Raw genomic sequence first — 12,228 nt, 5'->3', positions numbered from 1 at the left:
CGCCGGTCGAGCCGGTGAGCGACGTGACGTATCACGACCCCTGCTACTTGGGCCGGCACAACCGCGTGTTCGACGCCCCGCGCGAGCTGCTGGGCGAGATCACCGAGATGCCGCGCAACCGCGAGCGCTCGTTCTGCTGCGGCGCGGGCGGCGCCCGGATGTGGATGGAGGAGAAGATCGGCAAGCGGATCAACATCGAACGCACCGAGGAGGCGCTGTCGACCGGCGCCAAGACCATCGCGGTCGGCTGCCCGTTCTGTGCCACGATGATCGGCGATGGGGTCACCACGCAGGGCGCGCCGGAGGACGTCCAGGTCGTCGATGTGGCCACCGTGCTGCTTCAACGGCTTGATCTGGGGGTATAGCCGTCGCCAACCTCCCGCCAAGGAAGTTGATGACGGTATGCGCCCCCTCCGCTCCACCCACGTCGCCGGAAGCCCGAAAAGCCTGCTGGTCTACGACCGGTGGGGAGAGTTCGGCCGCCCGGTGCTGCTGCTGCACGACGAGCCACACGACCGCACGGTGTGGTGGCAGCTCGCCGCCGATCTGATCGCGACGGCGAGCTGCACGGTGATCGCCCCCGACCTGCCGGGGCACGGCCAGAGCCCGCCCCGCGACGACTGCTCGACCGAGCGTCTGGCCCGTGACCTCGAGCGCCTGGTGACCGGCCTGGGGCTGCTCCGCGCGCCGATCGTGGTGGGTCACGGCGCGTCGGCGGCTCTCGCTCTGGCGTTCGCCGACGCGTACGCCACCCGATGCGTGCTCACCTTCGACGAGGATCAGCAGGGCATCGAGGACGAGGTGCTGCGAAGCGTGGGCCGGTCGGGTTCCATGCTGCACCTGACCGACCCGCAGGGCTTCGCGGCGGAGATCCGGACGCTGCTGTGACGCGCCGAGACCCGGACGATGCTGTGCGGCGCCGAGATCCGGACGCTGCTATGAGGCCAGCAGCCGGCCGACGTTCTCCGGCGCGAAGAACTCGGCCGGCGACGTCGCCCCCGAGTTGAGGCGGGCGAACGCGTCCATGGCCGGCTGCTTGCCGGCGATCCCCGACACCAGCTGGGCCATCTGCTCGTCGGGCGGCTGCAGCGACGCGATGCCCAGCGTCATCCGATAGACCGGCATCGCCCGGGCGTCGCGCCGGGCCTGGTAGTCGCCCAGCGCCTCGGCGTAGGGGGCGCGACCGCTCAGCGCCTCGTCCAGCGCGCGGGCCAGCTCCTCGGCGTCCAGGAACGCGTCGGTGATGCCCTGCGCGGTGATGAAGTCGCGGCTGTACCCGGCGTCGCCGACCAGCGCCCAGCCCGGGCCGAACGGAACCCGGAAGTAGTTGGGCACCGACGACCCGACCAGCCGCTCCTCCCGGGTGGCGCCGCGGATGCGCTCGAGGAACGACGGCGCCGACGCGAACATCTCCATCAGGGTCTCTTCGACGTGGTCGCGATGGGCGGCCAGCTCGGCGTGCGGCCAGCCGCCGATGACCAGCGTGCGGTCGTCGTTGGTCGGGCACACCGCCCAGCCCCGGCCCGGCCTGCTGTACGCCTCGAACGTGTCGGTCGGCAGGTTGCTCCAGTACGAGTAGTAGCCGACGGTCAGCGGCGGCACCTCCTCGTACGCCGCCGCCCCCACGGTCTTGGCCACGATCGAGTTGCGGCCGTCCGCGCCGACCACCACGCGGGACCGCTCGGTCACCCCGCCGGCGCCGCGGATCCCGGTCACCCGGCCGTCGTCGGCCAGCACCTCCTCGACCACGAAGTCCTCGCGGATCTCGGCGCCGGCCGCCCCCGCGGCGTCCAGCAGGATCTTGTCGAGGTGCGTGCGGCGCGGCGCGTACGCGTACGGTGAATCGCTCGTGCCCGGCGCCCCGGCGAGCGTGACCGGACCGAAGTCGAAGGAGTAGCGCCCGACCGGCGGGCAGCCGGTCGCCGTGACCTGGTCGAGCAGGCCCCAGCGGCGCAGCGCCGCCGCGCCCGGCGGATGGACGACATGAGTGGACACCGTGTCGCTCGGAAAGGTCGCCCGGTCCACCAGCAGCGTCCGGTATCCGTGGCGGGCGAGCAGCATCGCGAGCGGCGACCCGGCGCAGCGGGCCCCGACCACGATGACGTCATATGTCGAATCGGTCATCCGGCCATCGTGGTCGATGATTGCGATCTCCCAAAAGAGGGCACACGCGATCTCATGTCCCTGGGAACGATCCGTACCGACGTCCCGGCCCGGCTCGACCGGCTGCCCTGGGCGCGGTGGCACTGGATGATCGTCATCGGTCTCGGCACGGTGTGGGTGCTCGACGGCCTCGAGGTGACGATCGTCGGCAACCTCTCCGGCCGGCTCTCCGAGCCCGGCAGTGGCCTGGACATCACCCAGAGCCAGGTCACCGGTCTCGGCGCCGCGATCTATGTGCTGGGCGCCTGTTGCGGCGCGCTGTTCTTCGGCTGGCTGACCGACCGGTACGGCCGCAAGAAGCTGTTCCTGATCACGCTGGCCGTCTACCTGTTCGGCACCGCGATGACCGCGCTGTCGTTCGACCCGTGGTGGTTCTTCCTGTTCCGGTTCGTCACCGGCGCCGGCATCGGCGGCGAGTACGCGGCGATCAACTCGGCCATCGACGAGCTGATCCCGGCCAAGCACCGCGGCCGCATCGACCTGGTCATCAACGGCACCTACTGGGCGGGCGCGGCGTTCGGCGCGCTGCTCACCGTGCCGATCCTCACCCAGCTCCCGGTGAGCTGGGGCTGGCGGGTGGCGTTCGGCATGGGCGTGGTGCTCGGGCTGGTGATCCTGCTGGTCCGCCGGCACGTGCCGGAGAGCCCGCGCTGGCTGTTCATCCACGGCCGCGCCGACGAGGCAGAGGCGCTGGTGCGCGGCGTCGAGGAGGAGGTCGAGCGGGAGGACAACGTCGAGCTCGAGCCGGTCCTCCAGACCATCGAGATCCACCAGCGCAAGTCGATCGGGTTCGGCCTGATCGCCAAGACCCTGATCAAGCAGTACCCGAAGCGGGCGGCCCTCGGGTTCGCGCTCTTCATCGGGCAGGCGTTCCTCTACAACGCCATCACCTTCGGGTACGCGCAGATCCTGCAGACGTTCTTCCAGGTGCCGTCGGGCAACACCGGCTACTACTTCGCGGTGATCGCGGTCGGGAACCTCGCCGGGCCGCTGCTGCTGGCGCCGCTCTTCGACTCGATCGGCCGGAAGATCATGATCACCGGGACGTACGTGCTCTCCGGGATCTTCCTGCTCGGGACCGCCTGGCTGTTCAGCCAGGGATCGCTGAACGCGACCACCATGACGGCCTGCTGGTGCGTGGTGCTCTTCTTCGCCTCGGCCGGCGCGTCCTCGGCCTACCTGACGGTCAGCGAGATCTTCCCGATGGAGACGCGGGCGCTGGCGATCGCGTTCTTCTACGCGATCGGCACCGCGGTCGGCGGCATCAGCGGGCCGCTGATCTTCGCCAACCTGGTCGGGACCGGCAAGGTGGGCGACACGGTGCTCGCCTTCGTGATCGGCGCCATCGTGATGATCGCCGGCGGGCTGGTGGAGGCGGTGCTCGGCGTGAAGGCCGAGCGGCGCAGCCTGGAGGACATCGCGACACCGCTGACCGCGACGGAGCAGACTTGATCGCATGCTTGCGGTGGCCCATCGGGCCGGGAACTCGCTCACCGGCCTGAGGGCCGCCCTGGCGGCCGGCGTCGACCTGGTCGAGGCGGACGTCTGGCTGCGGCGGGACGCTTTGGAGGTACGCCACGGGCGGGCCCGCCGCGGCGCCGCGGCGCCGCTGCTCCACGAGATCCTCGCGGCCGCCGGCGACGAGCCGCGCCTGCTGCTCGACCTCAAGGGACGCTCGGCCGGTCTGGCCGCGCGGGTCGCCGAGGCGGTGCGCGACGGGCCGCCGGTCGCGGTCTGCACCAAGCAGTGGGCCATGCTCGACGCGTTCGCCGGCGACCCGAACGTACGGCGCATCCTCTCCGCCGCCAACCGGCTCCAGCTGGCCCGGCTGCGCGCCCGCCTGCGCCGCGCGCCGGCCGACGGCGTCTCGGTCCGGCTGCGCCTGCTCACCGCGCCGGTCGTGGCCGAGCTGCGCCGCGCCACCGACGTCGTGCTGGCCTGGCCGGTGGACACGGCGGCCGACCTGGCCCGCGCCGAGCGCCTCGGCGTCACCGGGGTGGTCGGCAAGGACCTCTCGCTGCTCAGCCGGCTCGCTTGAGCTTGTACATCTGCAGGTCGGCCCGGTGCAGGAGGCCGTCGTCGACCGGTCCCGCCGCGCAGCCCACGCTCGCTCGCACGGCGACCGGCCGGCCCGCGATCAGGGCGGGCGCCGAGAGCCCGTCCCGGAACCGGGCGGCCACCCGCTCGGCCGTGGTCAGGTCGGCGCCCGGCAGCAGCACGGCGAACTCGTCGCCGCCGAGCCGGGCCGGCAGCCCGGCGGCGCTGCAGCCGCGCAGGGTCTCGGCCACGTGCAGCAGCACCTCGTCGCCGGCCGCGTGCCCGTACCGGTCGTTGATCGGTTTGAAGCCGTCCAGGTCGATCAGCAGCATCGCGGCCTGGCCGCCGGCCAGCTCCCGCATCCGCTCGGTGAGCAGGCGCCGGTTGGCCAGCCCGGTGAGCGCGTCGTGGGTGGCCTGGTGCTCCAGCAGGTCGCGGGCGGCGCGCGCCTCGGTCATGTCGCGGGCGTTGCTGACGATGCCGTGCACGCCGGGCTCCTCGAGCAGGTTGACGGCGACCACCTCGATCCACCGGTACGAGCCGTCGGCGTGCCGGAACCGCGCCTGGTAGCGGATCTGCGCGCCGGGCCCGCCGAACAGCACGCCGAGCCGGCTCTCCAGCTTCACCTGGTCGTCGGGGTGGACGAGCTCGGTCAGCCGGATCCCGTCGATGTCCTCGGGCCGGTGCCCGAGCACCTCGAGCACGACCGGGGTGACGTACCGGATGCGGCCGGCGGCGTCGCAGATCGAGGTGATGTCCGACGAGTGCCGCAGCAGCGACTCCAGCCGGTTGCGCTGTTCGTCCAGGCGGTCCAGCAGCCGGCCGTTGTCCCGTAGCGCCAGCGACTGCCGCGCCGCGACCAGCACGAAGCTGACGAACAGGCCGGTCACCGCGACCCAGCGGCGCCTGCTGTCGCCCTCCTGGAGCGCGTCGGCGAGCACGCCGAAGACGGCCGTCGTGGCCGCGTACGGCAGGATGCTGAACCGCCGGCGCCGGTTGCTCGGCCGCGGGGCCCCAGGGTTCCGCTCGTGCAGGCGGGCGGCCGCCGCGACCAGGAAGCAGGGCAGCAGCACCAGCAAGCCCCGCACCGCGACCAGGTCGTCCCGGACGCCGGAGGGAATGACCATGCTGGTCAGGCTCTGGACGACGGCGGCGCCGATCATGGTGGCGGCGGCCGGTCCGCGCAGCGGGTTCTGCCCCGAGCGGCCCAGCCGCATCCCGACGAAGACGCCCACCATGAGCACGGCGAAACCGAACATCGCGGTGGCGAAGCCGGCCGAGCCGGCCACTGTGAGGGCGGGCCGGGACAGCAGGCACCAGGAGAGGACCCCGGCCGCAGTGAGCACGGTCGCCGAGTCCAGGGCGAAGCGCAGCCGGGCGGCGCCCGACACGACACCGATCGGGTAGGTGAGGGCCACCGCCACGACCACCAGCGTGCCCAGCACCGAGGCGGCCGACTGCACGGCGATCGGGGCGATCGTGCCCGGCATGCCCCGGGCGAGGGTGGCCGCGACCTGGCTCAGGTCGCCGGCCAGGAAGATCGCGGCGGCCACGGCCATGGCCCGCCAGAAGCGGCGCTCGGGCGCCCCGGCGGCGGCCCGGCCGGCCCGGCGGGACAGCACGAAGAGGGCGAGGTCGAGCGGGGGCATCGACACCCAGGTGACCAGCACCTGGGTGCGCGGGCCGGCCCCGCCGGCCAGGAACCACAGGGCGGTGGCGAGAGCCCAGACGCCGAGACCGGCCACGACCGGGTCACGCCACGGTCGTACGCGTGCGGCAGCAGGCATCGGTTCTCCAGATCGAGGGCCTTGACCACCCTCCATCGGTCCGGCCCCCGGAGATCTGAGGATTGCCTTGTCGTCAGCGCTGGGCGCACGCCATGATCACGAGAAGGGGGATGATGCGCTCGGGCGGGACCGCGTACTGCGCGCGGCCGGTCGTGCGCAGCCAGCCGGCCGCCGTCAGCTGGCGCACGTGGTGGTAGAGCTGGCCGGTGCTCTCGATGCCGTCGATCGCCTGCAGCTCGGCGGCCGAGCCGGCCCCGCGCAGCACCTCGCGGAGGATCCGCACCCGCGCGGGGTGGGCCAGCGCCGCCAGGACCGGCGCCTGCTCGGCCCAGTCCGACTCGAGCACGGCCTCGGCCGGCCTGCCCTCCTGCCACTCGTAGTGCGCGCCGCCCGGCAGGTCGACCAGCCCGGTGAACAGCACCGCGCCGGGCTCGGACGCCAGCGCGCGCAGTTGCCGGAGCGCCCAGAACTGGTCGGGGTCGTCGGTGACCGGCGCCGGCCGGGGCGCTGGGGCCTCCAGGGCGTCGAGGCGCCGCTCGATCCGTGCCAATCTCGCGGCCAGTTCCTCGTCGGGTTGGGTCACGAGCCATCCTCCGCTACTTTGGAAGTACGTAATTCCGAAGTCTAGTCCCTCGGGAGGAATCGTGGCCCGCCTGGTCGCCCGTGTGCGTCTGCCTCTGTTGTTCCTTGTCCTGCTGGCGATTCTGGGCCAGTCGGTCCTGCCCTACGACCTCGCCTGGTGGGTGGTGCTGCCCGCGCTGGGCGGCGCGATGGCTCTCTATGCCTTCGTCGGCCGGGTGCGCGCCGAGCCGCTGCTGGTCGAGCCGCCGGTCCGCGGCCGGTGGCGCGCGCTGAACAGCCCGGCGAGCCGCGTGCCCAGTCACGGCTTGCACGCGTACGGGCAGACGTACGCGATAGATCTGGTCTTCGATCCTCCGGGGTTCTCGCGGCCGCGAGGGTTCCGCCGGGCGGCCGAGTTCCCCGGGTTCGGCCGGCCCGTGCTCGCGGCGGCGCCCGGCCGGGTCGTGCGGGTCTCCCAGTGGCAGCGCGACCACCGGAGTCGCACCTCGCTGCCGGCCCTGCTCTACCTGCTGGCCGAGGGCATGGTCCGCGAGTTCCTCGGCGCCGGCCGGGTGGTCGGCAACCACATCGTGGTCGATCTGGGTGACGGCCGCTACGCGCTCTACGCCCACCTGCGGCGCCACTCGGCGACGGTCCGGCCCGGCGACCGGGTGGTGGCCGGGCAGGAACTGGCCCGGTGTGGCAACTCCGGCAACTCCAGCGAGCCCCACCTGCATTTCCAACTGATGGACCACCCGCGGCCGGCCTTCGCGGCCGGGCTGCCGTTCGACTTCGCCGGGGGCGTGCCGTGCAACGGCGCTTTGCTGGCGCCGGAAAGTTCGTTACAGTCACTGTAACGAAACGAGGGGAGGCGCGGCGTGACGATCGACGGGGGAGCGCACGTGGTCCTGGTGACCGGCGCGAGCCGGGGCATCGGGGCTGCCACCGCGCGGGCGTTCGCGGCGGCCGGCGCATCGGTGGTCCTGGTCGCGCGGGACGCCCAGCGCCTGGCCACGGTCCGCGACGAGATCGCCGCGGCCGGCGGCACGGCGATCGCGCTGCCGGCCGACGTCAGCGAGAGCGGCGCGACCGAGGCGATGGTCGGCCGGGCGGTCGGCGAGTTCGGCCGGCTCGACGTCGCGGTCAACGCGGCCGCCGCGCACGGGTCCCGGCCGCGGCCGCTGGCCGAGGTCCCGCCGGACGAGTTCGACGCCGCCATCACGGTGACGTTGCGCGGCACGTTCCTGTCGATGCGCAGCGAGATCCCCGCGATGATCGCGACCGGCGGCGGAGCCATCGTCAACGTCGCCTCCACCGCCGGCCTCCGGTCGCTCGCCGGCCTGGCCGGCTACGTCGCGGCCAAGCGGGCGCTGATCGGGCTCACCGAGAGCGCGGCGCTCGACTACGCCGCCCAGGGCGTGCGGATCAACGCGATCGCGCCCGGCCCGATCCACACCGAACAGCTCGACCGCGCCGGCGCGGCCGCGCGCGAGCACGTGGCCCGGGCGGTGCCGGCGAAGAGACTGGGCACCGTCGACGAGGTGGCCGCCGCGATTCGCTGGCTGTGCGCGCCGGAGGCCGCCTTCGTCACCGGCAGCACGCTGGTCATCGACGGCGGATTGCTGGCCGGCACACCCACCTTCGCCTGAGCCGGAACCGCCGCGCGGCTGCCCACCGGCGCGGCTTGGGTCCTGCACGGCGGGCGGGCGTCGTTCGCTACGGCCAGTCGGCGAGGCCGCCCGCGAGCAGCTCGAACGCCTCCTCGGCCGCGCGGCGCATCCGCTGATCCAGCTCGGCGTGCTCGGCCGCCGCGGCGGGCTCGGCGGCCAGGAGGCCGTCGCGGTATCCGGCGATCACCGCCTGGTGCACCGCGATCATGGCCTGGGCCGCGACGGTGGGCCGCAGATCGCCGGGGCGCGCGCCGATCTCGGCGGCGATCTGGTCGCGCAGCCGGTCGGCGTAGCGGGCCAGGATCTCCCGCTCGCGCGCCCGCAGCGCCGGGCTCTCGGCCAGCAGAACCGCGAGCGTGGCGGCCCGGCTCTGCCCGCCGTGGGCGTACCTCTCGAGCAGGAACGTCCGCACCGCGTCGAGCACCGACGAGCCCGGCGTCCGCGACCGGGCCGCGTCGAGCAGGTCCGCCTCGAAGGCGTGGTCCCCGGCGTAGACCAGGTCTTCCTTGGTGGCGAAGTGGTTGAAGACGGTCTTCTCGGTGACGCCGGCGGCCGCGGCGACCTCCGCGACGGAGACCCGCTCGAACCCCCGCTCGGCGAAGAGTCCCATGGCCGCGGCGGCGATCCGGGCGCGCGTCTCTTCCTTGCGCTGCTGACGCAGGTTGGGCGGCGGCTTCATCACGGTCACTGTAAGGCCGGCAGCGGCGCACGGTGCAGCATGGTCGCCCCGGCTTCGCGCCGCCACCCGGTGCAAGTCACGCAATGGGCGGCAGCGGCTTGCGATGCAGCACGGTCAGGCTCGCGACCGCGCGCGTCAGCACGACGTACAGCCTGCTCCGGCCGCGCGGCTCGGCGGCCACGATGTCGGCCGGCTCCACCACGATGACGTGGTCGAACTCGAGGCCCTTCACCAGCCCGGCCGGCAGGAAATCGGCCGAGAGGGTGGCGCCGTCGGCCGCGACCACCGCGGCCGTCGCCTCGGCGGGCACCTCCGCCAGCGCGTCCCGCACCGCGGCGTCCAGGTCGTCGACCTGGCGGATGACCAGGTCGCCGCCGGGGCGATACGACCGGGTCGGCGGGATGCCGGGGGCGAGGTACCGGGCCGCGTAATCGGTGATCGCCTGCGGCACCCGGTAGCCGGTGTTCAGCTCCAGCGTGCGCGACTCCCGCTTGCCGAGGCGCGCGACCAGCGCCGGCCACGAGCCCGCGCCCAGGGGGTGGGTCGCCTGGCCGAGGTCGCCGACAACGGTCATCGACGCGTGCTCGGCCCGGCGGGCGATCATCCGGCACTCCATCGGCGACAGGTCCTGCGCCTCGTCCAGGATCACGTGCAGGTACGGCTCCTCGGCCGGGCCGTCGTCGGCCTCCTCCACGGGCAGCGGCTCGGCCAGCCGCGGCACGTAGCCGTCCTCGCCGTGCGGGTCGTAGCCGTCGGTCCAGCCGACGACCTTGTGCCCTTCGCGCAGGATGACCATCTCGGCCCACCGCTGCGCCGCCACCACCGCGTCGTTGTCGATGCCCGGGCCGGCCACCGCGATCGGCGTGGGGTGGCCCGGCGCGTACAGCTCCCAGCCGTCCCGCAGCCCGCAGGAGAGCACGAAGGTGTTTACCGTGCGGGTCCCGGTCGAGAGCTCCCTCAGTTTCCATTCCGGCTCGGTGGTCCGGGTCGCCACCGGCGGTTCGCCGAGGAGCCCGGCCAGTTCATCGAGCAGGGGCACATCATCAACGGCAAATTCCTTCCCGTACGAGGCGGCCAGCGTGGCCGCCGCGCCGGCGTCCAGACCCACCACTCGCGCCGGGTCGGCGAGCCACCCGAGGACATCCTCCGGGGTCAGCGCGGGCCACCAGGCGAACAGGAAATCGTGGAACTCGCTCCGTCCCGCGATCTCGTCGATGAACAGCTCCCGTTCGAGATGCTCGCCGTCCACCTTGGACCACAGCGCCCCGATCAGGGCCGCCGCCGCGGCACGGCGGGCGGCGTTGGGCTTGCCGGCTTTGGCGCGGACCGTCCGTCGCGCCCGAGCCAGATCGCCGGCGTCGAGTTTGAGCACCTGCCCGGCGTACACCATGCGCAGTTGACTTGGGGCTTCCGGCGGCGTCTGCCAGATCAGCTCGCCGAGGACGCCCAGCATCCGCTCGTCACCCTTGATGGCAGCGACCGCGGCCGGCTCGCGGCGGGTCGCGACCACCCCGTCGAAGAGCTCGCCGATCGCGCGCAGATGCACGCTGTCCTCGCCCAGCGACGGCAGCACCCGGCTGATGTAGCTGGTGAACACCGTCGACGGCCCGACCACCAGGATCCGCCCGTCGGTGAAGCGCCCCCGGTCGGTGTACAGCAGGTACGCGGCCCGGTGCAGCGCCACCTGCGTCTTGCCCGTCCCCGGCCCGCCGGTGATCACCGTGACGCCGCCGGCGGGCGCCCGGATCGCCTCGTCCTGCTCGCGCTGGATGGTGGTGACGATGTCGCGCATGTGCGCCCCGCGCGAGCGTCGCAACGCGGCCAGCAGCGCCCCCTCGCCGAGAACCCGGAGGTCGCCGCGGTTCTCGGCCTCGGCTTCGGCGAGGATGTCGTCGTCGAGGTCGAGAACCTGCTGCCCTCGGCAGATGATCACCCGGCGGCGCACCACCCCGAGCGGGTCGCCGGTGGTGGCCCGGTAGAACGGCGCCGCGGCCGGCGCCCGCCAGTCGATGAGCAGCGGCTCGGTGCCGTCCCGCACCCCGAGCCGTCCGATGTGGTACGTCTCATGGTCGTCGAAGTCGAGCCGCCCGAAGACCAGCCCTTCCTCCTCGGCGTCGAGCGCCTTGAGCCGCGTCGCGGCCCGGTGCACCAGCGCGTCCCGCTCGACCAGCCCGGTGGCCGGCCCCGCCGCGGCCCGGCGGTGCCCTTCGCGGGCGAGCGCGCCGGCCCCCTCCCGCAACACGTCGAGCCGCGCATACACCCGGTCGACGACTTCCTGCTCGGCGGCGATCTCCAGCATTCTGACATCCGGCACGACCCGAGCATATGTGCTGTTCAGCCCCCAGAAATCAGCATCCGCGACGATTCGGACGGCCCGGCCGGCGGCTACAATTAGGGTGGCGAACGGGCACGACGCCCTCCCTTCTACGCTCGTGGCGGAACGGGGTTATGGCACCCACGCCCCGGTCAGTAGGGTCGGTCCATGACTGAGAACGTCCGGCCCCGGCCCCTGCTCCGCACGGTGGTGGGCGAGACGCTGCGCCGCCATCGGCAGGAGCAGCGCCGCACGCTGGCCGAGGTGGCCCGCGAGGCCGCCGTCTCGGTGCAATACCTCTCCGAGGTCGAGCGCGGCCGCAAGGAGCCAAGCTCCGAGATCCTCGCCGCGGTCTGCGAAGCCCTGGGCGTCGAGCTCTCCGAGCTGGTCGTCGAGGTCGGCCACGAGCTGGCCTTCGACCGAGTCCCAGCCGACGTCGTCCGCCTCCGGCTGGCCACGATCACCTCGATCGCACCCGCCACCCGAGCAGCGCCGCCGATACACCGCACCGGCGACGCCATGCTGATGGCCGCCTGACCATCCCGGCCGGCGTCGACCGTGCACGTTTGACCAGCCACCGCGCCGCCCGCCGCCGCGGGCCCAGGTCCCTCAACTGCCGACCGGCAGGCGCTCCGTGGCCGCACCATTGCCCAACGTCCTCGTGACCGCGCCGCCCGCGCCCCGGCGCCCGCCCGGCGCCCGCCCGGCGCCCGCCCGGCGCCCGCCCGTGCCCCGTGGCCGCCCGCGCTTCGTGGCCCTCGTGGCCGCCCAGGCTGCAGCGCGCCGTGGCCGCCCGGCGGTCAGCCGCCTTTGACCGTCCCCGGGCCGGCGTCCGTTCGCAGCGGTCCGCCGCGTGTCCGCGTTGTCCACGCTGCTAGTACCGCCTTGCGGCCACCTGGACTGTCGGCCGCCACGTTGCTTCGGCCGGCACCGGGGCTGCTGCCGGCCGCACGCCCGCAGCACCTGCCGCACGGCCGGGCTGGCGCACGGCCGGGCTGGCGCACGGCCGGGCTGGCG

General features: G+C 73.5%; 12 protein-coding genes. 7 read left to right on the top strand and 5 right to left on the bottom strand.

What is annotated here, in order from left to right; translation table 11 throughout:
- Positions 1-365 (top strand): (Fe-S)-binding protein (locus ACFQS1_RS39775; protein ID WP_378978126.1); only part of this gene is annotated, 365 nt, incomplete at its 5' end.
- A 37-nt stretch (positions 366-402) separates the two neighbouring features.
- Positions 403-888 carry an alpha/beta fold hydrolase gene (locus ACFQS1_RS39770; protein WP_378978124.1) on the top strand — a complete coding sequence of 162 codons (486 nt, stop codon included), beginning with the start codon at positions 403-405 and terminating at the stop codon, positions 886-888.
- Positions 889-936: 48 nt separating this feature from the next.
- On the opposite strand, the gene ACFQS1_RS39765 is transcribed toward ACFQS1_RS39770, so the two are convergent.
- Positions 937-2,124, bottom strand: a complete 1,188-nt coding sequence (locus ACFQS1_RS39765) for an NAD(P)/FAD-dependent oxidoreductase (RefSeq protein ID WP_378978122.1) — start codon at positions 2,122-2,124, stop codon at positions 937-939.
- 54 nt (positions 2,125-2,178) lie between these two features.
- Here ACFQS1_RS39765 and ACFQS1_RS39760 point away from each other — a divergent pair, with 54 nt between their 5' ends.
- Positions 2,179-3,615, top strand: coding sequence for an MFS transporter (locus ACFQS1_RS39760; protein ID WP_378978120.1), 1,437 nt, complete (start codon positions 2,179-2,181; stop codon positions 3,613-3,615).
- Between the two features lie 4 nt (positions 3,616-3,619).
- Positions 3,620-4,201, top strand: a complete 582-nt coding sequence (locus ACFQS1_RS39755; RefSeq protein WP_378978118.1) for a glycerophosphodiester phosphodiesterase — start codon at positions 3,620-3,622, stop codon at positions 4,199-4,201.
- On the opposite strand, the gene ACFQS1_RS39750 is transcribed toward ACFQS1_RS39755, so the two are convergent.
- Together ACFQS1_RS39750 and ACFQS1_RS39745 are read right to left on the bottom strand one after the other, a co-directional pair.
- A complete protein-coding gene (locus ACFQS1_RS39750) occupies positions 4,185-5,987 on the bottom strand; it encodes a diguanylate cyclase (protein WP_378978116.1) in 1,803 nt (600 codons plus the stop codon). The two genes, ACFQS1_RS39755 and ACFQS1_RS39750, sit on opposite strands and share 17 nt — an antisense overlap.
- A gap of 73 nt (positions 5,988-6,060) precedes the next feature.
- On the bottom strand, positions 6,061-6,570 hold the full coding sequence (locus ACFQS1_RS39745) for an ArsR/SmtB family transcription factor (protein ID WP_378978114.1): 510 nt from the start codon (positions 6,568-6,570) through the stop codon (positions 6,061-6,063).
- Between the two features lie 82 nt (positions 6,571-6,652).
- On the opposite strand from ACFQS1_RS39745, the gene ACFQS1_RS39740 reads away from it, so the two are divergent.
- Both ACFQS1_RS39740 and ACFQS1_RS39735 read left to right on the top strand, forming a co-directional pair.
- Entirely contained in the window at positions 6,653-7,405 is a 753-nt protein-coding gene (locus tag ACFQS1_RS39740; RefSeq protein WP_378978112.1) for a M23 family metallopeptidase, read from the top strand.
- 21 nt (positions 7,406-7,426) lie between these two features.
- Positions 7,427-8,197 (top strand): SDR family NAD(P)-dependent oxidoreductase, encoded by a 771-nt coding sequence (locus ACFQS1_RS39735; RefSeq protein ID WP_378978110.1) that lies wholly within the window; start codon positions 7,427-7,429, stop codon positions 8,195-8,197.
- 67 nt (positions 8,198-8,264) lie between these two features.
- Here the strand turns inward: ACFQS1_RS39735 and ACFQS1_RS39730 are convergent, their stop codons facing one another.
- Both ACFQS1_RS39730 and ACFQS1_RS39725 read right to left on the bottom strand, forming a co-directional pair.
- Entirely contained in the window at positions 8,265-8,897 is a 633-nt protein-coding gene (locus ACFQS1_RS39730; protein WP_378978108.1) for a TetR/AcrR family transcriptional regulator, read from the bottom strand.
- Positions 8,898-8,973: 76 nt separating this feature from the next.
- Positions 8,974-11,211, bottom strand: coding sequence for a HelD family protein (locus ACFQS1_RS39725; RefSeq protein WP_378978106.1), 2,238 nt, complete (start codon positions 11,209-11,211; stop codon positions 8,974-8,976).
- Between the two features lie 168 nt (positions 11,212-11,379).
- On the opposite strand from ACFQS1_RS39725, the gene ACFQS1_RS39720 reads away from it, so the two are divergent.
- Positions 11,380-11,748, top strand: a complete 369-nt coding sequence (locus tag ACFQS1_RS39720) for a helix-turn-helix domain-containing protein (RefSeq protein ID WP_378978104.1) — start codon at positions 11,380-11,382, stop codon at positions 11,746-11,748.
- Positions 11,749-12,228 lie beyond the last annotated feature (480 nt).

The organism is Paractinoplanes rhizophilus (assembly GCF_042664765.1).
GTDB classification, from domain to species: domain Bacteria; phylum Actinomycetota; class Actinomycetes; order Mycobacteriales; family Micromonosporaceae; genus Actinoplanes; species Actinoplanes rhizophilus.
The sequence above is the reverse complement of the archived record's forward strand: the minus strand, read 5'-3'. Positions and strand labels throughout refer to the sequence as shown.

Coding starts and splice junctions, on each gene's coding strand:
- ACFQS1_RS39770 (WP_378978124.1), top strand. CDS start 403: ATGCGCCCCCTCCGCTCCACCCACGTCGCCGGAAGCCCGAAAAGCCTG.
- ACFQS1_RS39765 (WP_378978122.1), bottom strand. CDS start 2,124: ATGACCGATTCGACATATGACGTCATCGTGGTCGGGGCCCGCTGCGCC.
- ACFQS1_RS39760 (WP_378978120.1), top strand. CDS start 2,179: ATGTCCCTGGGAACGATCCGTACCGACGTCCCGGCCCGGCTCGACCGG.
- ACFQS1_RS39755 (WP_378978118.1), top strand. CDS start 3,620: ATGCTTGCGGTGGCCCATCGGGCCGGGAACTCGCTCACCGGCCTGAGG.
- ACFQS1_RS39750 (WP_378978116.1), bottom strand. CDS start 5,987: ATGCCTGCTGCCGCACGCGTACGACCGTGGCGTGACCCGGTCGTGGCC.
- ACFQS1_RS39730 (WP_378978108.1), bottom strand. CDS start 8,897: ATGAAGCCGCCGCCCAACCTGCGTCAGCAGCGCAAGGAAGAGACGCGC.
- ACFQS1_RS39720 (WP_378978104.1), top strand. CDS start 11,380: ATGACTGAGAACGTCCGGCCCCGGCCCCTGCTCCGCACGGTGGTGGGC.